The 24,130-nt window shown below is 33.7% G+C and carries 23 protein-coding genes and 4 pseudogenes; 21 read left to right on the top strand and 6 right to left on the bottom strand.

Annotated elements, in window-relative coordinates; genetic code table 11:
* Positions 1–4 precede the first annotated feature (4 nt).
* The 13 genes and pseudogenes from BS101_RS20280 to BS101_RS23575 all read left to right on the top strand — a co-directional run bounded on the left by BS101_RS20280 (position 5) and on the right by BS101_RS23575 (position 11,159).
* Positions 5–766: an ABC transporter ATP-binding protein gene (locus BS101_RS20280; protein WP_073540437.1), complete on the top strand. Its 762-nt coding sequence runs from the start codon at positions 5–7 to the stop codon at positions 764–766.
* On the top strand, positions 763–2,859 hold the full coding sequence (locus tag BS101_RS20275; protein ID WP_073540436.1) for an ABC transporter permease: 2,097 nt from the start codon (positions 763–765) through the stop codon (positions 2,857–2,859). Before BS101_RS20280 ends, BS101_RS20275 begins: the two co-directional genes overlap by 4 nt.
* Positions 2,860–3,140: 281 nt before the next feature.
* Complete coding sequence (locus tag BS101_RS20270; protein WP_073540434.1) at positions 3,141–3,467, top strand: PadR family transcriptional regulator; 327 nt, start codon at positions 3,141–3,143, stop codon at positions 3,465–3,467.
* Positions 3,468–3,469: 2 nt separating this feature from the next.
* Complete coding sequence (locus BS101_RS20265) at positions 3,470–3,823, top strand: DUF1048 domain-containing protein (RefSeq protein WP_073540432.1); 354 nt, start codon at positions 3,470–3,472, stop codon at positions 3,821–3,823.
* Positions 3,820–4,136: pseudogene (locus tag BS101_RS20260) on the top strand (ATP-binding cassette domain-containing protein); the annotation flags it as partial. The gene BS101_RS20265 and the pseudogene BS101_RS20260, both read left to right, overlap by 4 nt.
* Before the next feature lie 304 nt (positions 4,137–4,440).
* Positions 4,441–4,745 (top strand): annotated as a pseudogene (locus BS101_RS20255) (PadR family transcriptional regulator).
* Positions 4,745–5,092 carry a DUF1048 domain-containing protein gene (locus tag BS101_RS20250; RefSeq protein WP_073540429.1) on the top strand — a complete coding sequence of 116 codons (348 nt, stop codon included), beginning with the start codon at positions 4,745–4,747 and terminating at the stop codon, positions 5,090–5,092. Before BS101_RS20255 ends, BS101_RS20250 begins: the two are co-directional and overlap by 1 nt.
* A gap of 9 nt (positions 5,093–5,101) precedes the next feature.
* A pseudogene (locus BS101_RS20245) lies at positions 5,102–5,449 on the top strand (DUF1048 domain-containing protein); the annotation flags it as partial.
* 18 nt (positions 5,450–5,467) lie between these two features.
* Positions 5,468–6,226 carry an ABC transporter ATP-binding protein gene (locus BS101_RS20240; RefSeq protein ID WP_073540425.1) on the top strand — a complete coding sequence of 253 codons (759 nt, stop codon included), beginning with the start codon at positions 5,468–5,470 and terminating at the stop codon, positions 6,224–6,226.
* On the top strand, positions 6,227–6,997 hold the full coding sequence (locus BS101_RS20235) for an ABC transporter permease (RefSeq protein ID WP_073540424.1): 771 nt from the start codon (positions 6,227–6,229) through the stop codon (positions 6,995–6,997).
* Positions 6,998–7,360: 363 nt separating this feature from the next.
* Complete coding sequence (locus BS101_RS20230) at positions 7,361–7,747, top strand: (deoxy)nucleoside triphosphate pyrophosphohydrolase (protein WP_073540422.1); 387 nt, start codon at positions 7,361–7,363, stop codon at positions 7,745–7,747.
* 79 nt (positions 7,748–7,826) lie between these two features.
* Positions 7,827–10,727: a DEAD/DEAH box helicase gene (locus tag BS101_RS20225; RefSeq protein WP_073540420.1), complete on the top strand. Its 2,901-nt coding sequence runs from the start codon at positions 7,827–7,829 to the stop codon at positions 10,725–10,727.
* Positions 10,728–10,970: 243 nt separating this feature from the next.
* A complete protein-coding gene (locus BS101_RS23575; protein WP_198039530.1) occupies positions 10,971–11,159 on the top strand; it encodes a hypothetical protein in 189 nt (62 codons plus the stop codon).
* 334 nt (positions 11,160–11,493) lie between these two features.
* Here the strand turns inward: BS101_RS23575 and BS101_RS20205 are convergent, their stop codons facing one another.
* Positions 11,494–12,354 carry a LysR family transcriptional regulator gene (locus tag BS101_RS20205; RefSeq protein ID WP_073540418.1) on the bottom strand — a complete coding sequence of 287 codons (861 nt, stop codon included), beginning with the start codon at positions 12,352–12,354 and terminating at the stop codon, positions 11,494–11,496.
* Between the two features lie 214 nt (positions 12,355–12,568).
* Here BS101_RS20205 and BS101_RS20200 point away from each other — a divergent pair, with 214 nt between their 5' ends.
* Positions 12,569–13,774 carry an MFS transporter gene (locus BS101_RS20200; protein ID WP_073540417.1) on the top strand — a complete coding sequence of 402 codons (1,206 nt, stop codon included), beginning with the start codon at positions 12,569–12,571 and terminating at the stop codon, positions 13,772–13,774.
* A gap of 36 nt (positions 13,775–13,810) precedes the next feature.
* On the opposite strand, the pseudogene BS101_RS20195 reads toward BS101_RS20200, so the two are convergent.
* Positions 13,811–13,984, bottom strand: a pseudogene (locus BS101_RS20195) (LysR substrate-binding domain-containing protein); the annotation flags it as partial.
* 923 nt (positions 13,985–14,907) lie between these two features.
* Positions 14,908–15,045: a hypothetical protein gene (locus tag BS101_RS23570; RefSeq protein ID WP_198039529.1), complete on the bottom strand. Its 138-nt coding sequence runs from the start codon at positions 15,043–15,045 to the stop codon at positions 14,908–14,910.
* Between the two features lie 366 nt (positions 15,046–15,411).
* On the opposite strand from BS101_RS23570, the gene BS101_RS20185 reads away from it, so the two are divergent.
* Complete coding sequence (locus tag BS101_RS20185; RefSeq protein ID WP_073540415.1) at positions 15,412–15,732, top strand: hypothetical protein; 321 nt, start codon at positions 15,412–15,414, stop codon at positions 15,730–15,732.
* A 558-nt stretch (positions 15,733–16,290) separates the two neighbouring features.
* On the opposite strand, the gene BS101_RS20180 is transcribed toward BS101_RS20185, so the two are convergent.
* A complete protein-coding gene (locus BS101_RS20180; protein ID WP_073540414.1) occupies positions 16,291–17,430 on the bottom strand; it encodes a hypothetical protein in 1,140 nt (379 codons plus the stop codon).
* A gap of 84 nt (positions 17,431–17,514) precedes the next feature.
* Here BS101_RS20180 and BS101_RS24685 point away from each other — a divergent pair, with 84 nt between their 5' ends.
* From BS101_RS24685 to BS101_RS20160, 4 genes are all read left to right on the top strand, one after another.
* Positions 17,515–17,838, top strand: coding sequence for a transposase (locus BS101_RS24685; RefSeq protein ID WP_073537649.1), 324 nt, complete (start codon positions 17,515–17,517; stop codon positions 17,836–17,838).
* Positions 17,811–18,764 (top strand): IS3 family transposase, encoded by a 954-nt coding sequence (locus tag BS101_RS22485; RefSeq protein WP_431732557.1) that lies wholly within the window; start codon positions 17,811–17,813, stop codon positions 18,762–18,764. The genes BS101_RS24685 and BS101_RS22485 overlap by 28 nt, the downstream gene beginning before the upstream one ends.
* A gap of 1,782 nt (positions 18,765–20,546) precedes the next feature.
* Positions 20,547–20,915 carry a hypothetical protein gene (locus BS101_RS20165; protein ID WP_242951345.1) on the top strand — a complete coding sequence of 123 codons (369 nt, stop codon included), beginning with the start codon at positions 20,547–20,549 and terminating at the stop codon, positions 20,913–20,915.
* A gap of 122 nt (positions 20,916–21,037) precedes the next feature.
* Positions 21,038–21,232, top strand: a complete 195-nt coding sequence (locus BS101_RS20160; RefSeq protein WP_073540411.1) for an alpha/beta-type small acid-soluble spore protein — start codon at positions 21,038–21,040, stop codon at positions 21,230–21,232.
* An 84-nt stretch (positions 21,233–21,316) separates the two neighbouring features.
* On the opposite strand, the gene BS101_RS20155 is transcribed toward BS101_RS20160, so the two are convergent.
* Positions 21,317–21,679, bottom strand: coding sequence for a TSUP family transporter (locus BS101_RS20155; protein ID WP_073540410.1), 363 nt, complete (start codon positions 21,677–21,679; stop codon positions 21,317–21,319).
* A 91-nt stretch (positions 21,680–21,770) separates the two neighbouring features.
* Positions 21,771–21,923, bottom strand: a complete 153-nt coding sequence (locus BS101_RS23565; protein WP_198039528.1) for a hypothetical protein — start codon at positions 21,921–21,923, stop codon at positions 21,771–21,773.
* A 376-nt stretch (positions 21,924–22,299) separates the two neighbouring features.
* Here BS101_RS23565 and BS101_RS20150 point away from each other — a divergent pair, with 376 nt between their 5' ends.
* Positions 22,300–23,277, top strand: a complete 978-nt coding sequence (locus tag BS101_RS20150) for a DMT family transporter (protein WP_073540409.1) — start codon at positions 22,300–22,302, stop codon at positions 23,275–23,277.
* The gene (locus tag BS101_RS20145; protein ID WP_198039527.1) at positions 23,252–24,100 is read left to right on the top strand and encodes an AraC family transcriptional regulator; all 849 of its coding nucleotides are present in this window, start codon (positions 23,252–23,254) and stop codon (positions 24,098–24,100) included. The genes BS101_RS20150 and BS101_RS20145 overlap by 26 nt, the downstream gene beginning before the upstream one ends.
* Positions 24,101–24,130: the final 30 nt, after the last annotated feature.

The raw sequence follows: 24,130 nt of genomic DNA, 5'->3' as shown, positions 1-24,130 counted from the left end.
ATTTATGGATGACATTATCAAGGCGGAAAATTTAACAAAAGTATATCGCTCATTTAAGGGAGCTAAGGAGGTGCGGGCTTTACAAGATGTGAATCTCACCGTTTCTAAGGGTGAGTTTATCGGCATTATGGGACCAAGTGGCAGTGGAAAAACCACGCTTTTAAATATATTGTCTGGTATTGATACTGCAACATCAGGCAAAGTAATCATAGACGGCAAGATCATTGATAGGCTTAAAAAAGATGAGTTAGCGCTGTTTCGCCGGCAAAGAATCGGATATATCTTTCAGGACTTCAATCTTCTTGAAAGCCTGACCCTGAAAGAAAATATCGCTTTGCCGCTGATTTTGGATAAAGTACCGCCGCAAAAAATTGAACACCGCGTGAATGAACTGATGAACTTCTTCGGTATAAGCGACCTTGCTGAAAAATACCAATACCACGCTTCCGGTGGTCAAAAACAACGTGTTGCGGCTGCAAGGGCGCTTTCCACCGATCCGGCGGTGTGCTTTGCCGACGAACCAACCGGTAATCTTGACTCGAAATCGTCGGCCAATATCATGGAAATGATGACACAGATGAATATTCAAAAACACTGTACCATATTGATGGTTACTCACGATGCATTTGCTGCATCCTACTGCCAAAAGATTATCTTTATCAAAGACGGTAAAATCAACCTTCAAATACAAAGTCCGGGTGACAGAAAGATCTTCTTTGATAAAATATTGGAGACCTTGAGTATAGTGGGAGGCGATAAGGAATGACATTTGGGCATATTGTGGGTAAAAACCTAAAATATAATTTTGGGCGTTTTCTTTCCTATCTTTTCGTAAACAGCTTTGTTGTTGCGGTTTTATTTTTGTACGGCAGCCTGTTGTTTAATGAAATTTTAGCCCGGAATGGCTCTTTTAGGGCAGCATCTGCTTATATTCAAGCGGCGGCGTATGCCATCCTCTTGTTTTCCATCGTTTTTGTAGCGTACACAGGTATATATTTTGTGAAATCAAGAAGCCGTGAATTTGCACTGTATCTCACTTTAGGCATGACTGACAGAGACTTAATTAGAATGATTCATATAGAGAGCCTTGCCATTGTTGCCGGATCTATGGTTTTTGGTATGCTTTCCGGGCTTTTGCTGTCAAAATTGTTTTATATGATACTTGGCAGAATATTAGGCTTCACCGGCTTTAGCTATAACGATATTTACTATATCGACTACAGAACCTTTTTATTGAGCTTTGGTGTTTTTATCCTTGTCTTTCTTTTTAACATGCTTTTTACCAACATCTTTATTCGCAGACTCTCTATTGTACAGATGATGAAATCCTCCAGTACCAAAGGCGTTTCCAAGTCACGTCCGGTTGTTGGTGCAGTTGCTGCCGTTGTATGTATTTTTTCCACCTTCTTTCTGCATGAGTTTTTAGCCAGAAGTGAGTGGGCAAGGGGCATTACAACCAATTATCCTGTACTGATTCCACTCTTAACATTCGCAGTTGTCATAGTATCGCTGTATTTTGTCATAGCTTTTGGTATTGATATCCTGCGATATTTTAGTAAGCGAGTCCCTGCATTTTATAACAGAAACATTTTAACTTTTGGAAGCCTCAGTCACCGATTTTTTTCCTATAAAGTAACGTTGTATATCGTTTCGTTATTAATTTTTGTGGCCATTTATTTTATGGGTATGGGCATATCAATCTATACCTATAATAATAAAACCATTGAGGAATTTGTTCCCTACGATTTTATGATTGAAACAAGCGGCAATATGAATAATATAAGTCCAGACGAGATTAAGAAGCTTGTGGGGGGTGCAGGCGGTGTTTTAGATACTTTTTCCGCTTTGAAATTTGCAAGCTGCCAAAACTACAGGAATACCAAGGAAGGGTTTGTCAACTATTATTTAGAAAATTATAAAGATAGTATGGTCATCAGTGAAAGCGAGTTTAACAGGCATATGGGGTTACATATTGATGTTAAACCTGACGAATTACTGCTTGTTTATAATTCCAGTGCAAAAGCACAAGAACCCATTGATTTTGATACGGTTATCACAATTGAGCCCTGGCGGGAAGGTGTAACCCATGCAGAAGCATTTGGGGCAAAGTCTACGGATATGGATACTTTTGTTCGCAAATTGGGAAATATAAGGCATTTAGTATATAGCAGAGAAAAAACAAGAAGTATGTATGCTCCTTTCATTGATTCCTATGGAAATATTGAGTATGCAGGTGTTTTGGCAGATGTAGTTGACGACAAGGTGTATGCAGAGCTGAAAGCCAAGACAGAAACCGCCTATTTGTTTAATCTGAAATCGGGACATGGCAAAAAGGTTTTTAATGCCATACTTGATGGGCTGCGCAAGATAAATGGCGCCGATGAAAGCTTATGGCAGAGCTCCAGCTTGGTATTCGGTGCAAAAGACGATATAACCAATTTGCGACCAATTTACAAGCAAGAACGTTTTGATATGGCGTTTGGTATTGGAGGGTTTACGTTTTTTGCGTTTAGCTTCATAGGATTTTTATTCTTACTGTCATCAGGCATTGTATTGTATTACAAAATTGTTACTGATATTGATGAAGAAAAAGAACAGATTGTAATGCTAAAAAGAATAGGGATAAACGGCAAAGAGTGCAGGAGATACCTGACAACGCATTTAGCAATCATTTTCTTTACCCCATTTGTCATAGGGGCCATTTTAGGAACGGTATACATGCATGCAGAACTTGTGTTTACCCCTTATGTGGGTTATATGATGAGTTTTATATGGATAATAATAGGGGTAGTGGCGATTTTGGATGTGCTTCTTTACCTGACTCTTAGAAAAAGATTTTTTAGAGGTGTTGAAGTTTGATAAAAAATTTCTCTTTATAATAAAGTATTTTGTTATAAAAATCTCAACAATTTTGAAGCGGTACAAAAAGAATGGTTAAAATATATGCTTATAAGAATGGTAAAATCTATAAGCAGGGCAACTGTGGTCACAGTTGCCCTGCTTGCCGGTTAGCATCTTTCATTTTAGTTGAAATTCATTATCAGAGCAACCCTTATTGACAAACTAACTATTACGTGGTACTATATAGCGGTAGTAAGCAATACTTAATATGAGTCATACTATAATAGCAAGGGGTGATTATGCTGGAAAACCTAACGGAAATGCTCAAAGGTGTGCTTGAAGGATGCGTCCTTGAAGTTATAAGCCGCAAAGAAACCTACGGCTACGAAATCACGCGGCGGTTGAACGCTCTCGGTTTCACAGATGTTGTGGTGGGAACGGTGTACACCATACTGATACGGCTTGAAAAAAACAAGTTGGTGGAGATCACCAAGAAGCCCTCCGACATGGGACCGCCGCGAAAGTTTTTCACGCTCAACGACGCGGGGCGTGAGGAACTGCGGAGGTTCTGGGAAAAATGGGAATTTGTTGCGTCGAAAATCAACCAATTAAAGGAGGGACAGTAACTATGCTGGAGTTTTTCAAAAAAGTGGTCGGGGATAAAAAAGAGTATAAGCAACAGATGGCAAGGGTAAAAGCACTACCTGAAGACTATCAGTTCGTATTTGAAAAAATTCAAAGATACATGTGGAATTTTGCTGCAGGAGACGGCTATGACATGTTGAAGATTCAATATGAATTGATAGATTTGTTGGAAGCTGGCGTGGTGGAAGACAGACAAGTTTTGGAAATCACGGGCGAGGACGTGGCGGCGTTTTGCGACGAACTTCTGCTCAACGCCAAAACGTATACGGAAAACTGGCGCGAGAAGCTTAACCACGACATAATGAAAAAATTCGGAAAAGGGAATGATTCCAAATAACTGATTTTGCCATAACCATAAAGGGATTGAAAAAATCCTATAAAAAACAGAAGTCCTGAAAGGCGTCGACTTAGATGTGCAACGTGGTGAGATTTTCGCATTGCTTGGCTCGAATGACGCGGGGAAAACGACGATTGTCAAAATACTATCTACAATCCTCAAAGCAGATAACGGCAGCGCGAGCGCATGTGGCTTTGATGTCTTTCGGCAACCGGAAAAAGTCCGCGAGAGTATTAGCCTTACCGGGCAGTTTACCGTAGTGGACGAAGTTCTGACCGGTCGTGAAAATCTTAAAATGGCAACAGCAATAAAGTAATTATAATATTTGATCATATATTCATGCTTAAGTATAGCATATACATGGATGCTAATATCAGGAGCGGATTGTTCTAAAAATAAGAAAAGCAAAATTATAGGGGCTACAAAAAATATGCAATTGTGGTCACAGTTGCCCTACTTGCCGGATAGCATCTTGCGTTTTAGTTGAAATTCATTATCATAATGGCCGCTATTGACAGACCGACTATTATGTGTTACTATATAGCGGTAGTAAGTGTTACTTAATATAAGTCATACAGAATAGCGAGGGGTAATTGTGCTGGAAGGACCTAACGGAAATGCTCAAAGGCGTGCTGGGGGCTGCGTCCTTGAAATTATAAGTCGCAAAGAAACCTATGGTTACGAAATCATGCGGCGGCTGAACGCCCTTGGCTTCACAGATGTTGTGGATGGAACGGTATACACTATCCTGATCCGGCTTGAAAAAAGCAAGCTGGTAGAAATCACTAAGAAGCCCTCCGACGTGGGATCGCCGCGAAAGTTTTTCGCGCTCAACGATACGGGGCGCGAGGAATTGCGGAGGTTCTGGGGAAAATGGGAGTTTGTCGCGTCAAAAATTAACGAGTTAAAGGAGAGAAAATGATGAATCTTTGGGAAAAGATCACAGGCAGCGATATGACTAAAGAATTGAAAATTTTTGAATCGCGAGCCAAAAAGCTGTCTGCTGATTATCAAGTGGCATGGGGAAAAATTTTTGCCAATCTTTTACCGCACTCAGATTTCACCGGTCGCAACCTTATGCCAATTCTTGACGGTGTGCTTGGCCTGCTTGAAGAAGCGGCGGCGGATGACCAGAGTGTTCAAGAGGTTTTGGGTGACGATATCAAAGGCTTCTGTTCAGCGCTGGCCGGTGAAGAAGGGGCAAAGTCTTTTCGTGACAAGTGGCGCGAACAACTCAACAATAATATCGCTAAAAAATTAGGTAAATAGGAGGATAAAATGAGCATACAAGATATCATCGAAGGCAAAAAAGAGTGGCGAGCGCACGTGGTACGTGTCAAAGCACTCCCGCAAGATTATCAGATTGTTTATAAAGAGATTCAAAAATATCTCTTTAAGGTCGGTCCTGTTGAACTAACCGACGGGATGGGTTTGCTCTCGGGGATTATCGATCTTTTTGAAGAGGGCGCGGCCTTGGGGAAAGGTGTGCTCGAAGTGACGGGCAGTGACGTAGCGGCTTTCTGCGACGATCTAATCAAAGATTCAAAAACTTGCGCTGACATCTATCAAGAATCTGTTGACCAAGAAGTTAATAAGGCCATGAAAAAGGTTACGGATAAAACAAAGTAAAAGGGGGATATCGGGATGGAAAAAGCAATCCAAGTGAAAGGGCTGCAAAAGTCCTACAAGAAATTTCATGTTCTAAAGGGCGTGGATTTTGAGGTGGAAAAAGGCAGTATTTTCGCCCTGCTGGGCTCCAATGGCGCGGGCAAGACTACGATTGTCAAAATTCTCACCACGCTGCTTAAACAGGATAGTGGAGCTGCTACCGTCAATGGATTCGACGTTGCGGCGAAGCCCGACTATGTGCGCCAGTCCATCAGTCTGACAGGGCAATTTGCCGCCGTGGACGAGATATTGACCGGGCGGGAAAATCTCATCATGATCGCCAAGCTACGGCACCTTGCAAATCCACGTCAGATTGCGGACGATTTGCTCAAACGCTTCGGCCTGATCGATGCCGCCGACCGCAGGGTTTCCACCTATTCGGGCGGTATGCGCCGCAGGCTTGACATCGCCATGAGCCTGATCGGAAACCCGCAGCTCATTTTCCTCGACGAGCCGACCACCGGCCTTGACCCCGAGGCACGTATCAAGGTTTGGAAGACGGTCAAGGAGCTTGCCGAGGGCGGCACCACGGTATTCCTGACCACGCAGTATCTGGAGGAGGCCGAGCAGCTTGCGGACCGAATCGCCATTCTGCATGAAGGGAAAATTATCGCGAATGGCACCCTTGATGAACTGAAAAGACTGTTCCCGCCCGCAAAAGTGGAATATGTAGAAAAGCAACCGACATTGGAGGAGATATTCCTCGCAATCATCGGCAAGAAGGAGGAAAAATAAATGGAAACCGTAAAGAAACACTTTTTCAGCGATATGGGCGTCATGCTTGGACGTTCCATGCGCCATGTTACCCGAAGCATGGACACCATCATCACAGTCACCATCATGCCGATTGCATTTATGCTGCTGTTCGTCTATGTGTTTGGCGGTGCGATTCAAACCGGCACGGATAACTATGTGAATTACCTGCTGCCCGGCGTCCTGCTGATTGCGATAGCAAGCGGCATTGCCTATACGGCTTACCGTTTGTTTATGGATATGCAAAGAGGCATCTTCGAACGGTTCCACTCCATGCCGATTGCGCGTTCGGCCGCGCTGTGGGGGCATGTGCTGACCTCACTGGTATCCAATGCGATTTCGGTTGTCGTAATCATTCTCGTAGCGCTCATTATGGGTTTCCGCTCACCAGCAGGAGTATTGTCATGGCTTGCCGTGGCTGGTATACTCACGCTGTTTACGCTGGCCCTGACATGGATCGCGGTGATTGCCGGACTGTCAGCAAAATCGGTGGATGGTGCAGGCGCCTTTTCCTATCCGTTACTCTTCTTGCCGTTTATCAGCTCAGCTTTTGTACCCACCGAGTCGATGCCGTCGGGCGTTCGCACCTTTGCCGAAAACCAGCCGGTGACCTCTATTGTCGACGCCATCCGTTCCCTACTGGTGGGGCAGCCCGTTGGAAATGATATTTGGGTTGCGCTTGCATGGTGCTTAGGGATACTGATCATTGCATATCTATTTGCGATATGCGCATACAAGCGGAAAGCAGCTTAATGTTTGCGGGCCTGACCTCTGGACAGCGAAAAGGGCATGTTAACTAAGGGTTAAATTACCAGTAAAAAAGTATAGAAAAAAACATAGCCAAGTTCTAAAATATAAGTTGAATCAACAAAAAAACTTATAAAAAAGGAGAACATGGCTATGTTGAATATACTATCAAAGTCAGTTGCGCGGTTTCAGATATTTCTGAAAAGTTAAAGGATGATTTCACAGATGCAACTGAAGAAAGCAAAATAAAAAGAATATAATAGTTCTGTAATTAATAATTTAGAAGTATTTTTTAACGTCAAAGGTATAAACTATATTTGTGTGTCAAATTATAGTATAATTATGGTATGATATGAGGTGATTATATAAATGAAAACGGTAGAAGTAGTAGCTGCAATTATAAAGCACGGTAATAAAATATTTACCACCTGTCGTGGTTATGGGGAGTTTAAAAATATGTGGGAATTTCCAGGTGGCAAAATAGAATCTGGAGAGACAAGAGAAGAAGCACTTATTCGTGAAATTAAAGAAGAATTAGAATTGGATATACATGTTTCTAAATATGTAACTACTATTGAGTATGATTATCCAAATTTTCATCTTACAATGCACTGCTTCTTGTGTGATATATGTGGAGGAAAAATTCATTTAAACGCTCATAATGCTGCTAAATGGATACCATTAGATGAGTTGGACAAACTTAGATGGGTTCCAGCAGATATATTGGTTGTTGAGAAACTCAAAGATAGGCGTTGATTAAATTGTAAAATGTTATATAAATATTGTTCTTTGTATAAAGAATTAAATAACTTATTAAATTAATGCAGGTGATAATATGGAATCAATATTTGACAAAATAAATAGTATAGAAAAGAAAGATAGTAACAATTTCAATATCAAGAATAAGGAAATAGAAAATAGCGGGTTTATTGTTAATAATGAATTGATAGTTAATTCAGAAGAAGGAAATCTATTACAAGAACTTAAGATATGTTTAAGCCAATGTAATGGATTTTATTTTAGTGTAGCATTTATCAATTTTAGTGGTGTTCAACTTTTATTGGATGGTTTTCAAGAACTTGAGAAAAAAGGCATTAAGGGCAAAATATTAACTTCAACATATCTTAATTTTACTGAACCTAAGGCACTTGAAAGAATAAGAAACTTTAGCAACATTGATTTAAAGGTTTTTATCGCTAATAAAGATAAGGGTTTTCATACTAAAGCTTATATCTTCGAGAATAGAGAAGAATATAAAATAATTATAGGATCTTCTAATATAACTCAAAGAGCTTTAAAAAGTAATGTTGAGTGGAATGTAAAAGTTGTTTCTAAAAAAGATAATAGTTTTACACGTCAGGTTTTAGAAGAATACTTAGGATTATGGGATTCCACTACTATTGTAAGTGATGAATTTCTTAATAGCTACAGAAGCTTCCTCAAGGAAATTAAAAAAAGTGAGACTAATAAGGCTTTAGATTTTAGTAATTATGAATTAATAAAACCAAATAAGATGCAAGAAATGGCAATAAAGAGTTTAGATAGATTAAGACATTCAGGCGAAAATAAGGCATTAGTTATTGCAGCTACTGGTACAGGTAAAACATATATGTCAGCTTTTGATGTTATAAAATATAATCCCCGAAGAATGCTTTTTTTAGTACATAGAGAAGAAATTTTAAGAGATGCGGAGAAAACATTTAAGAAACTAGTAAAGAATAAAAATAAGAGTACAGGACTTCTAACAGGTACAGGCAAAGAAATAGATGCAGATTATGTATTTTCAACTGTACAATCAATGAACAATTATATTGATAATTTTAAAAAAGATGATTTTGAATATATTATTGTAGATGAAGCCCATCATGCAGCTAGTTCATCTTATAAAAAAATCATGGATTACTTTAAACCTAAATTTTTGCTTGGAATGACTGCAACACCAGAAAGGTGTGATGGTGGGAATATATTTGATATTTTTAGTGGTAATATAGCCTTAGAAGTAAGACTTAGAGAGGCTTTAGAACAAGAATTGATAGTTCCATTTCACTATTTTGGTATAACAGATATTGATGGCATAGATTTAAGTGATGTAAGCTTGCAGGATATTGATGAAATAGTTAAAAGATTGAAAGTTAATGAAAGAGTTGATTTTATAGTAGAAAAAATGCTGTTTTATGGGCATGATGGAGAGAAACGCAAGTGTATAGGCTTTTGTGCAAGTATAGATCATGCGGAGTATATGGCAGGTGAATTTAATAAAAGAGGTATAAAAAGTGTATGCTTAACAGGAAAAAATTCTCCCAATGAAAGAGCGGTTTATATAAAAAGATTAGAAAATAATAATGATGAATTAGAAGTTATATTTACTGTAGATATTTTTAATGAAGGTGTGGATATACCATCTATCAATTTAGTTTTAATGCTTAGGCCTACTAGTTCACCTATTATATTTATACAGCAGCTTGGCAGAGGACTTAGAAAACATAAAGGCAAAACATTTTTAACTGTATTGGACTTTATAGGAAATCATAAAAAAGTATTTTTAATAGCCATAGCTCTAAACGGTTCAAGGTATTATGACAAAGATAGTTTAAAAGTAGCGGTGTCAACTCAGTTTGGAAATATACCTGGATGTACTAATATTCAAATGGATAAAGTTGCTGAAGAGAGAATTTTAGAGCAGCTAAATAAAGAAAATTTTAATTCTATGAAATATTTAAAGGATGAATATTTAGAGTTTAAGAAAATGAATGGAGAAAAAGTGCCATATTTTCTTATGGATTATATAAAGTATGATGGGGCACCAGATCCTTTGAAATTTTTAAACAAGGAAAAAACTTATCTTAGTTTTGTAGTTAAAATGGAAAATCAAAAAGAGTTGGAAAGTATATTGGAAGATGACGATTTCTTTAAAATACTAAAAGAGTTTACTGACAAGTTGCCAATAAAAAGAATTTATGAATTTAGTATATTAAAGTATCTTTTAAATCATGAACAAATAACCTTAAAGCAGGCTAGATGTGAAATATTAAAATACATTGATTATGTAGATGATAATAGTATTATACATGCTTTTAATTGTTTAAATCAAAATTACTATGATACAGCTCAAATAAAAAGTACTGTTAAGTTAGTTGAATTCCAAGATGAAATATTAGCTCGTACTTGGAAATTCAAAAAAGTAATACATAATAAAGAATATAGATGTTACATTGAAGATATTATAAATTATGCACTTATAACATATGAAAAAAGGTTTTCAAGTAATTATTATGGAGTTCCATTTTTTAAATTATATGAGCAGTACAAAATGGTAGATGTAGCGTTGCTTTCAAATTACACTAAAATTCACAGCTCTTTTAGAGGAAGTGGACTTATAACTAGTGAAAGTGAATATTTTATTTTTGTAGATTTGCATAAAGAAAAAAATATAAAGGAAAGCATTAATTATAAAGATAAACTTATAGATAGAAATTATTTTCAATGGCAAAGTCCTAATAGTACATCACAAAGTTCAGAAAGAGGAAAAAATATTATATTCAATAAGCAAAGAGGCATTAATTTGCATATCTTCTTAAGAAAATATAAGAAAATAGATGGAGTTGTTCAACCGTATATTTATATGGGAAAAGGGTATGTAGTAGAATGTAAAGGAGAAAAACCTATAACTGTTAAAATAAAATTAGAAAATGAAGTACCAATTACAATATATACGGAGTTTATTAAAAAGGTATGAATTAGAAATGGGTAGAGCATCAACTGAAGGTTCGGCGGTAAATTTATCATCTTCAATTTTATATACAGTTTATTTTCAATAAATAATTTAATGGATGCATTAGTGTGCAGTACAGCATGTCCTAGCTCATGAGCGTATATATATTTGGTATGAAGGGGTCTGACGTTCCGTAGGCTCTAACAAAGTTTTTAACAATCTCATTTCTTACCTTGAGGTAAAAACCCAAAAGGCAGACTTACAAAGTTGCAGGAAATCACAATACAAAGAATCAAAGTGGCAAAGGGCAAAGCTTTCAAAGTCACAAGTTTAGAAGAGGTTAAAGATATACTTGAAATCTGGAGGTATATGAAGGAGCAACAGTTGAGGAAGCAACAGATTCAGGAAAACTGTAAATGGAATTGTTCATATAAAAACCATATTTCCAGAAAATGAGTTTGTTCCTATAGGATGGATAGCCATTGGTAATACAGTTGAAATTTTACATACTGAAAAACATGATGATTTTAAATATTTGTTCAATACACTTGCTTATTTTACAAGAAGAAAAACATTTATTATTAACTTTTAGCGATGATTATAAAGCATATAAAGCACAAACTCCAAGATATTTGAACAATGGTAAATTATCACGAATTTATAGGGGGATATATATGGGTGAAAAAAATTTTTCTTCGTAACATTCTTATAACGTGTTATAATAGTTTCAATTTATATATATGGCAGTATAAACTCATTAAGAGCTATATTTCGACAAAGAAATCTAGTTCTAAAAGGTTTCTAGAAAGTGTCTGGCTACGGAAGTTAAATAGTGATTTTTAAGCCTTGTTATAACGATGTTTGTATTCAAATGAAGTTCTGGAATCTCTTTATACCTTAAATTTTGGCTATGTGTAAGATTAGTCCAATCCTTTGGTACGATTCCTACACCAATTCCAAGTCCTGCTAATAATAATATTGATCTGGTATCTTCAATTTTACAAAGTATTCTTGGTTTTAATCCCTTCTTGTGAAAAAAACTTAATATGTCTTTTTCAAATCTTCTGTGTACTAATAGAGGTTTGGTAGAAAGTTCTTCTAAGGATATGTAGTTATCATTTTTTCCTAAGTCTATTTGATTATTTGATACTGCAGTCATTGGTTCAACAGGTAAAGGTATGGATTCGAAAATATCCAAATTTAAAGGACTGCGTACAATACCAATTTCTATAACGCCTCTTTTTAGCAATTCCAATATTTCATCTGTGCTGCATTGGCGTATTTCAAAATTTATATCTGGATACTTTTTATGAAAATCATAGATTTTTTGTGTTAAGAGATTTTCAGTAGCAGAAGATAAACAGCCAATTGATAAAGTACCTTTAATTCCTTCATTAAAATCTTTTAATTCTTTAATGGCCTTTTCAGCCAAATCTAGTATTTGTTTGGCTCTGTATGCGAGCATTTTACCTGCTTCCGTTACTTGAAATTTGCGAGTGGTTCTCTCTACCAATTTTACTTCTAATTCATCTTCAAGGAGTTTAAGTTGTTGGCTTAAATAAGGCTGAGCCAGGTGCAGTTTATTAGCAGCTTTTGTAATACTGCCTTCTTCAATGATAGCGAGAAAATAAGACATCTGCCTGTTATCCACGATAATCACTCCTGTGTATTATTTATAATTATTTACTTATATATTATATAAGTTTTAGATATTTTTATTATATATCATTTCTTGATATAATAATACATGAGGCATCAGGTAAAGTCAAAGGATAATGAATTTTAACTTTAATTATATATAAATAGTTATGGATCGCCTATAATTAGTGTTTTAATTATATTTTAAATTTAACTAGGAGGGGTTTATGAATTACATTCAAAAAGATACAAGGGAATTTCGTATGGTTAGTATTGCTCTATTTGCAGGAGGGTTTAATACTTTTGCTATCTTATATAGTACACAACCTTTAATGCCATATCTATCTAGGGAATTTGCTATTTCGCCAACTGTGGCTAGTTTATCACTTTCGGTGACAACTTGTATTTTAGCAGTAAGCATGTTGATTTTCGGTTCATTATCGGAAGTATTGGGACGAAAGCCAATAATGTCTTTTGCTATATTTACATCATCCATTCTAGCGGTGTTAACTGCATTTGTTCCTAATTTTCATGGCCTACTTATATTGAGAGGTTTGCAGGGCTTTGTTTTAGCAGGACTACCAGCAATTGCTATGGCTTATATCAGCGAGGAAATTGATGGGGCAAGCTTGGGTATGGTTATGGGATTGTATATTAGCGGAAATTCTATTGGTGGAATGAGTGGACGTATTATTATTGGGGTTATTACTGGCCTCTTTAATTGGAGAATGGCACTAGCATGTATAGGGATTTTGGGGGTTCTAGCTAGTGTTATATTTTGGACCAAGTTACCGGCATCCAAACATTTTGAACCACGTTCTTTTGAAATAAATAAATTATTAAGATCTATGGTCAATCATCTGAAAAGTCCTGATTTGATTTGCTTATATTGTATTGGTTTTTTGATTATGGGGAGTTTTGTTGCTTTGTATAACTTTATTGGCTTTCAGCTAGTTAAACCTCCATATAGTCTTAGTTCAACCCTAGTCAGCTTTATTTTTGTTATTTATGTTGTGGGAACATTTAGTTCTACTTTTATGGGACATTTGGCAGATACTCATGGGGAACATAAAGTCCTTTATATTGCACTTTTAACAATGTTTATTGGGGCATTCATAACATTGGATATAAAACTAGCATTAAAAATTATTGGTATTGCTCTTTTGACCTTTGGTTTCTTTGGATGTCATTCAATTGTTAGTGGTTGGATCGGTAAAGTAGCAACGCATGATAAGGCACAAGCTTCATCATTATACTTGCTGTTCTATTATGTAGGCTCTAGCGTTGGAGGAACTGCCGGTGGAACCTTTTGGTCTTCATATGGATGGTATGGAGTTGTTGGTATGATTGTATGCTTTTTATCATTAGCTTTCTTTATTTCAATTCGGCTGCCATCAATTACGACAGTTGTTAATGCACAAGAACACAGATAATATAGATGAGCATTACCTAATATTATAATATCAAGGCTATCTATATTTTATATAATCTAAAAATCGCTTGACTGCAAGTGATGTACTCTTTTTATCTCTCAATGCCAATCCGATTTTTCGATAGGCAGGTATTTCCAACTCCCTTGCCACGATATGATAAGGAATGCGCTGTAAAATAAGCTGCGGCAAAATACTAATCCCCAAACCACTAAATCTGGCAGATTTTCAAGGAGAAAAATTATGAAATATAAAATTCAGTTCATTTTATCTCAGTATACAACAGTTACTAATGCTACACTTGCTTATTATTTTGCACCAGTAATCGTTATATCTTGTTCACCAATTCTTCTTCATGAACTTCTTCATGAACGATTATCTATTAAAAAAGAATTCACCTTTGTATTGCGCTGATGGGATTAGTCATGATCGTGGGAAATAGTATGAGTAACCCAGAATGCCGTGATTTTATTGGCATTTTACTTTTAGGATCTACGTTTATTAGTGAAGTCAGATTAGATGAGTTCCATAGTTGAATGGAATTAATTGAAAAATAGATTTTCTGAATCTTTGCTCATATAGAAAGGAGAAAAATAAAATTGTCTAGAATACAAGCAAACATGACTTTACTATTGGTAGCATTTATTTGGGGAACTAGTTACACATTTATTAAACAAGCAATTGCTGCACAAATGCCCCCGAGACTCTATCATGTTGAGTATTTTTCTGGCTGTCATTGGTTCATATCTTTTGACAGTAAAAGATACCTTTACATTAGACAAAGGTTCAATGTATTGCCTCATCGCAGCGCTGTTTTATGCAGTTTATATTATTGGGTTTGATAGGATCACAAAGAACGAGGATACACTTCTAATCAGTATTATTCAATTAGGGGTTGCTTCCTTGTTAGGAGTTTTGCTAATGATATGCATTGAGACTCTTGCATTTCCAGAAACACCAGTACAATAGAGGCAATTATTTGCCTTGGATTAATTTGCAGCGCATACGGTTTTATTGTTCAGCCTATCGCACAACAAACACTATGCGTCACCTGAAAAGATTGGACTTATATTTTCACTAGAACCAGTATTTTCTGCAAGAAGTGTTGAATGTAAAATGCTATATAGGAGCAGCACTTATTTTTTTGGCGTTGTTCTCTCAAAAATTACAAAAATAAAGGCTATTCTCTGAAAGAAAGTATCTGAAACTACATTTGTTTCACCTTCTGCTGAAGTTGCAAACTTCAAAGTACAATTTTTTAATCCTAATAACATCAATTTGCCAATGGCACTGTAGTCAGCAAAACTGAAGAGGCAATTTAGAATATAAGGGCAACAACCACATATAAATTTAAGAAGTCTTAAATAGTATAAAGGTGTTTATAGCAAACCTGCATTTAATTATTTTGAGTTCTCTTGAGTCTCCTATAGTATTCACACTTTATAAGTTTTTCTATATCAGAAGAGGAGATATGTTAAACAGATATACTCTTAGCAAGTAATTATTTGAAGTTTAGTTATGCTTAATATATATACTCTAACTTTAATATCTATACACCTTCTAATGATTCTTAACTCTTATTCACGGATTTGATATTTTACTCATAATATGGCATTGTAAACAAATTTACGGAGGTACCTATGAGTATCAATGATTCTAATGACAATTCAAATGAAAAAGTTGAAAATTCTTACGACTTTGAAGCTCCTATGTATTGCCCATACTGCTTAATGCCTTATAATAGACCAATTCAAAATGAATATACGGATGTAGAGCCTTATGATGAAGACTTTAATGAAAATTTTGATTATGACTTTAATCCTGAATATAGGCATAGAAGCCATAGAAGACGTAGAAGAAGACGTAGAAGACGTAGACATAGGCGCAGATGCAGACGGAATATATGTGAATCTCCTCTTTTTCCATTATTTTATGACTATGACGACTGGTATTGGTATTAATAATGGAGAATGCTTCACAACTTCATAAATATAGCTGATCTAGCCATTATGTAGAATAAGCACCCTAAATGACGAGTGCTTATTTTTATGCAATATTATTTTTAAAGGAGTCTAAACTTATACTATCTTGTGGAAGTTGCATTTGAGTTTTAAGTGCCCTGCAACTACAGACACCAGTTTATATTTACGCTTAAGGGGGCATACCTTATAATCTACTTATTTAACATTGGTACTTGTCCACTGAATGTACTTATGATTATAAATAGTATTTGTTACAACTTAATGGCATAATAATTAACTATTTATGAACAAAATAAAAATGGACACTGCTCAAACAGTGTCTATTTTTAACATATACACATATAGTTTTATTTTATTTACGGTTTCCCGTGTTATATCCCCATTTAACCCTGGAGCCATAGGTATATTGAAAGATTTACTATGAGTTACTATCAGTAGTCCCTGGCATTTTCACTATAACCATATATTACATATTGAGAATATTTTAATTCCAACTTAATTACCTTAAAGCCCATTGAAATAACAGCAGTAATTTTTCTATTTACCGCTTGATTGAGCTGGAATTGTTTTTAGTAAGTCAGCGTAATTGAATGAATTATATTCATTTAGAGCAGGAAATGTTACAGGGTTGTACCCATTAATAGTATAGTACCTATTATTAAAATTGAAATCAATTGTATAAATTCCTGTTAACTTCTGATTATTTTGATCCTGTTGAGATATATCACTCTGACTCAATTCATTTAACTCAGGCAGATTAATAACAAATTCTGCATTTCCGGTTTCTTTCACAATATATCCATCATTACTTACAGTATATTGGAGTGTAATGCCCTTATCACCAAGAATCTTCACATTATCCAATGCAGCTAATTTTTTATTTAATTGTGTAATCATTTGAGGCATTTCATCAAAAGTTTTGTTGAGATTCTCCTGGTCTTGCGACAATCCCATAATGGAATTAAGACTAGTCATATAATCTTTTAAAAATGCCATTGCATCTTTATTTTCTGCAAAATTGTTAAGGGTATAATGTATTAAATCCTTAAATGTCTTATCATCTAGTTTTATCTGATATACGCTTACGGGTTGAGCAATAGTTGAATCATTTGTATTTTCAGTGCTTACTTTGTTTATAATGTTAAGGTTAGGATTAAATTGTTTAGTATACTCAGCCATAAATTGAAGAAACTTAGATTGAAATTTCTTATTGAATTCTGCAAGCTTTTTATAATCAATTTGAGATGCTCCCTGAATACCAGCCATATCATCATAATCCATAACCATATAACCTTTGTTCTTAAACTCATCAGGTAGTTGCTTAGTGAGAACATCTGGCATTTTAAATATTTCATTTACTACTGGTGTTTCCTTAGTGGTATCCATATTCATCCAAAACCCCATATTAAGTGATGCAGCCCCTGTAATTTTGATGTCATTTTTCATCTGATATGCTGTATTGTCTCCATTTTGATTTATATATGTTACTATACTAAGTTTAGAATCATTAACCAACGGTACTATTGTTTGCATTACTTCTTGCTCCTGTGCCGATAGATTATCTGTAGAAATATTTAATGTAATATCAGATTTTATTTCTGAAGATTTTATTTTCTGGGTTTTATTAATTGCATTATATAGAGTTGTACCATTATTCGAACATCCACTAAATATCAAAACAGATACCTCTTAAGCCCCTAAATAAACTTGGACAATTATATCTATATTTATTATAATGTAGAAAGTGATTGGAGGCAAACTATGAAAGGAAAAAGTTATACAAAAGAATTAAAAGAAGAGGTATTAAGAGAAGTGAAAGAAGTAGGAAATGTTTCACTGGTATCAAGAAGGCATGGGATCTCAAAATCAACTATATTTACGTGGATAAAGAATTCTAAGGATGAGATTAAAGTTAAGCCTGGTAGAAAAGCTTTGGTTGAGGGAGAAAAAGAACTTGAAAATGAGTTAACAGAAGTAACAAAAGAGAATGATCATCTAAAAAAATTGTTAGGAGAAAAAGATTTAGAAGTAGCAATTCTTAGAGACTTAATAAAAAAATCAAACCCTCAATTAAAGAAAAAGTAGAAATAGCTAAAAAATATATAGATCAAGGATACAATGCAGTATTTGTACTTAAAGTAGTTAAACTCGGAAGATCAACATATTACTATAATTTAAGCGTAGAAGGCAAAGAAAAGGCTAGACCTAAAGGTGGAAAGCCAAAAGGATACAGTATAAACGTAGATGGTGAGAAAGTATGCGATGATCAGATTAAGGAATTTATTTTGGAGGCCATTGATGGGGATGCTATTAACTATGGATATAGAAAAATAACTTACCATCTAAGAAAATATTATAATCTTGTGATTAATCACAAGAAGGTTTATCGGCTTTGCAAAGAGCTCAGAATACTTAAAGACCAGAGAATAATTAAAGCTAAAATAAAGAGAAATATTGCAGTTAACAGAACTATAACAGGCTCAAATCAACTATGGGAAATGGATATAAAATATGGCTACATAGAAGGTGAAGATAAGTTCTTCTACTTACTAAATTTAATTGATATCTTTGATAGGAGCATTATAGATTACCACATGGGTTTACACTGTGAGGCTAAAGATGCTACAGCACTACTGAGAAAGTGCTTAATAAGAAGAAACTTGTTTGAGGAAGGCTCTAAAAAGCCAGTAATAAGAACAGACAACGGGCCTCAGTTTATAAGTCATAAATTTGATGAATGCTGTGAAGGACTTAAAACTGAACATGAGAGAATACCAGTGAAGACGCCAAATAAAAACGCACATGTGAAATCATTTCACAGAATACTTGAGGATGAGTGTTTAAAAATTAATGAATTTCAAAGCTATGCGGAAGCATACAAAATAGTAAATGAATTTATGGAATTCTACAATAATAGGAGATTACATTCAAGTTTAAGATTTATGGCTCCACATGAATTTTATAACCTTTATTTTGGAGAAAACCTAACAAATATTCAAATAAGGGTCTAAATTTAAAAGAAATGAAGAATTTATTAGATTCTGTCCAAAACGAGGGGGTTAATCCGATACCATCATTCCAATAATTAATGTCATCATTTTTCTTATATTTTTCATAATAACCCTCCTATTTAGTTTTATGACATAATGATACATAGAGCCCATTATATAGTCAATATTTTTTTCTTGACAAAATTCGCATGGAAAAAAATCCTACCATAAGAAAATCTTAAAATGTTTCAGTTAAATAGAATTTTCTGGATATTTCAGGCAGAGGAAACATTACTGGAATCAGAATTAAAGTAAATTATTACCACTAAATATTTATGTACTTAAATTATATATTCGATTGATTTATATAAATATTTACATCTGAAATCATTTACATATATAATAAAATCGTATATCATGTATTTATAAGGTCAATTATCCTTAATTAATTTTTTACAAATTCACACTCCAAATAGTATGATTATTGCGTAATCATACTATTTTTTGACTAGTATATACCTTAATAAGCTTGGATTCAAAGATATTTTAGGGCATATTTATGATATTAATTTCAGATCTATTATAAAAAAGTGATTGACGAATATAGTTATGACTCCGATTTTTGAAAAACTTAAATTGCTTATAAAAAATAATTCAGATAAATTTAAGAAGGATTTGGAAGTGTATCAATTAAAACATATTGAGATGATATTGAGGAACCAATATAAGTATTCTTATAGGCATTAACCATTATATCCAATTTACCACATTTTATATTTATTTTCAAAATCCCCGTTAGTATTTTTCCAACCTTAAACAAGCAAAAATTCTATATAAACTGTTGATATACAATGCTTCCAAGGCGATTTTATTCTTATAAATACAGAAAATAAAATCGCTTGGAAAAATTTTTATAAAATCCTTTATTTTCAATACTTAAAGAGATATAATGAAAATAAGAAATGGCTATTTTACATTAGTTGAACCTTAACAAGATTTGTATTTAAATGAGGAAGAGGAACTACTAAAAAACAAATAGTAGAGTTGAACCTTAACAAGATTTGTATTTAAATGATGTATACAAACCAGAAATGATGGTTCTGAAATAGTTGAACCTTAACAAGATTTGTATTTAAATGTGGAACGTCTAACAGTGGCACATACATTCGCACGTTGAACCTTAACAAGATTTGTATTTAAATGAAGAAAGGATAAGAGAAGTTGATCTACCATTAGAAGTTGAACCTTAACAAGGATTGTATTAAAATATTATACAAATATTTGATGCTGTTCCAATATATATGGGGATTATAGTCACACTCAAAATGGTTACTAACTTAAAAATCTTCCAGCTTGAAATTAAGAGGAGGGTTTAATAGTAAAAAAGAGCTTCACGTTTTCAAATTCTTTCCACATATCCAGAAACCAGTCTGATTTTTCTTTCCTAAGTTAGTTAATAATTTCATATAAATTTCAGGCTATCTATAATTTTCCTCCATCCCTTGAAATGCTATATCATATATCCTGCTAAATAATTCTTCATCAAAAATATGAAATTGACTCATAGAGTCACTCTTTTTTTCTAATGTGATATTTTTTAAAATGTAAACAACCCCTAATTATAAATCACATAAAGTTCACATCGTTATTACATATTGTAACTACAATTAATATTTATAATTTTTTAAAAGATGAGGTTATAGTAAGGTGTAGAGATATTCAAAAATAAAATAGTTTGTATTGTATATAAGTATAATTAAGAATTTAAAATAAATATAGAAAGTTTTGATGGGAGGAATTTTCATGTATAAATTAGAAATCAAACCCGAGAAAAATATATTTTTAATAACTTTCAAGGGATTATTATCAAAAAAAGAAGGTGAGGAATTTTTATCAGAATTATTAAGGAAGCTAAAAACTTTTGATACATCCAAATACAATTTGGTAGTTGATACACAGGAACTTAAAGTTTCCACGCAAGATTCCACTGATAATATAAAGAGTACTATAGAATTACTTGTTAAAACGCCTTTTAAGGGACGTTATAATGTTGTACCTAAAAGCATTATTGCTGAATTACAGGCAAAACGGGTAGTGAAAAATGATATATTCAATAAGATTACTCCAATAAAATCTTATGAAAGCTTATTAAAATCATCTGCAAATTTATAAGTTTAAACTTGTTCTTTATAGTTGTTTTCCAAATTTCCATCAAATTACCTAGAGTATTTTTTATAGAAATGCACAAACTTTAAATGTAGCATCAAAGATTACTATTTAGAGAGGTGTTTATTATGACACGTAACAATAAGTTAGTAGTCCCAGAAGCCAGAGAAGCCTTGAATAGGTTTAAGATGGAGTCAGCCAGAGAGGTTGGAGTAAATTTAAGAGATGGCTACAATGGAGATTTAACTGCCAGGGAAGCTGGATCAGTGGGTGGAAATATGGTTAAGAAAATGATTGAAGCCTATGAAGAAGACTTAAAATAATAAAGTGATGGTAAGCCTGTACCTTTCAAGGTACAGGCTTCAATCTGTAAATATAACTTATTGATTTAAACAATATTTAATTAATCATTTCCCGAAAAAAGTTTTTATCCCAACTAAAATAATAAATATTCCAAAGGCCTTTTTCATCACATTCATAGGAAGAATATTTGCTAATTGTCCACCGAATTTAGCACTTAATAACATTGTACTACAAATAATTATACCGCCCACTAAATCAGTGTTCCCTTTCTTATAGTACTCAATAAATGCAAATATGCCAACAGGTGGAAGCATAGCAATCAGAGAAGTTCCTTGAGCTTTTAATTGAGAAAATCCCTTGAAGAACATTAAGGCTGGAATTATAATTATTCCACCGCCAATACCAAATAATCCACTTAAGATACCCGCAGCAATACCTATTACAATAAAAATCATTACGTCTAACATAAGTTCCTCCTTTAATTATTACTGAAAAAGTTACTGCATAATAACTTACACTTATAACGGAAGTTAAGAAAAATGCAGTAAAGAGGAGAATTTAATATTCCCTTCTTTCTTTATCTGACAGCCATTTATATAATAATTGATTTATTAAATTACTTAAGCTTTGATTTTCACCATCTCTAACAAGTTCTATTCTAACAGCTTTTTTTAAATCAGGTTCTAAGTATATTGTAGTTTTTTCATTCATATAAAAACACCTCATTCCAATTTTAAAGAATGATGGTAAAACATCATACCGTTATAACGTCATAATAATTAAAATGAGAGTTAACATACCACAAACATAGGATTTAGAGGTATGGATATACTGGAAGAATTTCAAGAGTTTATTGATTACTTATTGATAAGAGACTTAATGATATTTCACTTTGCTTAGATAAAAAAGATGAAAAGTATAAAAAATTAGAATTTACATTACTGAAGGTACAAGATAAGTTAATATAGATACGCAATATCATGATAAAAAGAGTTATTGGTTTGTTTAAAATAGCAATATTGTTCTATATTTTGATAAGTAACAATTGGTATACTTGATAAAAACTCAGAGGAGAGAGTAGAATAGTATGTCAAAACTACTTATTTTAGATATATTTTGTGCATTAATAGCTGACGCAGTTTGGGGACTTGCCTATGTAATTCCCAATTTACTACCTGACTATACTGCTGTTGAAATAACATTTGGAAGATATTTTGTTTATGGTATTTTTTCAGTGGTTATGCTACTTCTTCAAAAACAAAGAAGCCGTAGAATTATGAATACTAGTGTGTGGAAAAATGCTTTTGTTTTTTCGTTTTGCGGTAATATAGGGTATTATTTCTTTCTTGTTTTATCGATTAAATTAACAGGAGCTGCAATTGCTGCATTAATTATTGGAATGTTACCAATTACAACTTCATTATATGGCAATTTTATAAATCATGAATTTTCTTTTAAAAAATTAATTTGGCCAGTTTTTATTGTTATTATGGGTATTTTAATATTGAATTATGCATTATTAAATGAATCCACGGATACGTTTAATATATATGGTGTAATATATGGCTTAATTGCATTATGTCTTTGGACATGGTATGCAATTTTCAACGCACGATTTTTGAAAGAAAATAGTGAAATTACATCACAAATGTGGTCTACAATTACCGGCACTACTACTTTATGCCTAATTCCCTTTTTTGTATTAGTAATTAAAATAATAATGCCGGATTCGCTTATGTTATTTAAACTTATAAATCATGGTAATATTGTCTTTAAATTTTGGTGTACGGCTGTAATCTTAGGTATTGTTGTTTCATGGGTGGGAACTGTTTTTTGGAATAGGGCATCTAATACTTTACCTATTTCTTTAGCAGGTCAAATCACCGTTGGAGAAACGGTTTTTGGATTAACGTATTCTTTTATTATTGAAGGTCGATTACCCCACGTTATTGAATTGATAAGTGTAACAATAATAATAACAGGCATTTTATATTATATTCAGACAATAAATTGTTTAAATGGAGATGATGAAAAATATAATGTTAAAGATGAAAAATCACGTTGAGTATACCCTACGCCAAGATATGAGAGATATGGAGATTTTAAAGGCTTCTTATACAACTCAGACATTTTCTCGCCATTGGCACGAAAATTTTGGCATTGGAATCATAGAAAATGGAGTAGAAGCCTTTGACTATAATAAAGAAAAGTGTTATGCTCCAAAAAGTAGTATAGTATTAATGAATCCAGGAATTATACACACAGGTCAAGCTGTTAATCAAGAGAAAGGATGGCGTTATTGGATTATGTACCCTTCTCCAATTATTTTACAGGAAGTTATGAAACAGATAAATAAAAGATATTTTTCCATGCCATATTTTCCAAAAGCAGTAGTTTCAGATATTTACTGCGAAAAAAGTTTATATGGAATGTTTCAATTATTATTGGATAAGTCATCTTCTTTACTTGAATGTCAAACTAGTTTTTTTACAACAATGATTAAAGTTTTAAAACATCATGCTAAATTTTCTTATGAAGAGAAAAAAATAAACTGGAATTATAAAGTTGCAGATGATATACGAGAATATATAGATAATAATTACAATAAAAATATTTCTTTGGATGAATTATCGATATTCTCAAATATGAGTAAATTTAACTTGATTAGGGTTTTTGAAAAAAGATGGGGAGTTCCCCCTCATATTTATCAAATAGTTGTTCGCATACAAAAATCCAAAGATTTATTAATTAAAGGATATCCAATAGTGTCTACAGCATTAAAAATGGGATTTGCAGATCAGAGTCATTTTACACGTCATTTTAAACGTGTTGTCGGCATAACTCCTTATAAATATCAAACTCAATTAATAAATAGTAATGTAACTTAAAGAATCTCGCAAATGAATGTATTCGGTAAT

The sequence above is a fragment of the Clostridium kluyveri genome (assembly GCF_001902295.1).
Taxonomy (GTDB): domain Bacteria; phylum Bacillota; class Clostridia; order Clostridiales; family Clostridiaceae; genus Clostridium_B; species Clostridium_B kluyveri_B.
The sequence above is the reverse complement of the archived record's forward strand: the minus strand, read 5'-3'. Positions and strand labels throughout refer to the sequence as shown.